The sequence below is a fragment of the Yeosuana aromativorans genome (assembly GCF_014646655.1).
Classification (GTDB): Bacteria; Bacteroidota; Bacteroidia; order Flavobacteriales; family Flavobacteriaceae; genus Yeosuana; species Yeosuana aromativorans.
Map to the genome: position 1 here is coordinate 1 of NZ_BMNR01000025.1, position 863 is coordinate 863.

The following is an 863-nucleotide window of genomic DNA, read 5'->3' on the forward strand; positions in this document are numbered from 1 at the left end:
AGCTCTTTTCTTTCAGCACCAGTTTTTCAATGGCATCATAGCTTGCCAACTGTGCATCTGGCAATAGGCCGTCCACCAGGTCCAGCACCGTGGCTATGGTCAGGTCCTTCGAGCAATTTGAGAGCCTTGGGGAAGCGAAGTCGTTCTCGCTGTCCAGTGCCAGGATACATGTCCTGAGCAGGCAGGATATGATGTACCGCAGTTCGCCGTTGTCCTCTACCTCAAAGCTCACTTGCTGCACAATGGGGCCGTCTTCCCTCCTATAGTGCTTGCGCTCTCTTGGATGTAACAGTTTGACGATCGTGTCCAAGGTTTCCTTGTTCGTTTTCTGTTTTTTATCTTTTGTTTTCATCGACCATTTTTTTTTGTTATACCGGGACATGGGCCTTACAATGGGCTTCTTTTAAGCGCCCCAGTTGTTTCTCCCCTAACCGGTCTGCTTCGATTAAAAAACGCTCACAGCGTTTCAGTACCTTGCCCACATCCCTTGACCTGAAACCATTTGTCCCGTTCCTGCCCTTGAACCGCATGATCCCGGAGGCGTTGCAGAGCATGTAATACTGGCGTTGCAGGCCGAAGGTCGCTTGTGGGAACATCTTATTTGGCAGGGACGTGAAAGTGCCGCACAGGTGCAACAGATAGGACAGTGTATAATGGTGGGGCTTAAATTCCCAGAACACGTACAACAGCCCCAGGCATATCTGTTCCATCGCGTTTTGGAGCACTGAAAGCTTTGACAAGGGCTCTTCATTCTCATGGATGACATCAATAACAGAGAACAGGTATACTGCCCGTTCCATGCGGTGCCTCCAAACGGTCTCGATCTCCTTGTACAATGACACATGGTACATCAAGCCATATTG

General features: G+C 49.6%; 1 protein-coding gene and 1 pseudogene. Both read right to left on the bottom strand.

Going from position 1 to position 863, the window contains the following annotated elements:
- Nucleotides 1-352 (bottom strand): annotated as a pseudogene (locus IEW94_RS16785) (hypothetical protein); the annotation flags it as partial.
- Between the two features lie 16 nt (nt 353-368).
- Nucleotides 369-863, bottom strand: a 495-nt coding sequence (locus tag IEW94_RS16790) for a hypothetical protein (RefSeq protein WP_229669565.1), incomplete at its 5' end; no start/stop codon positions are given.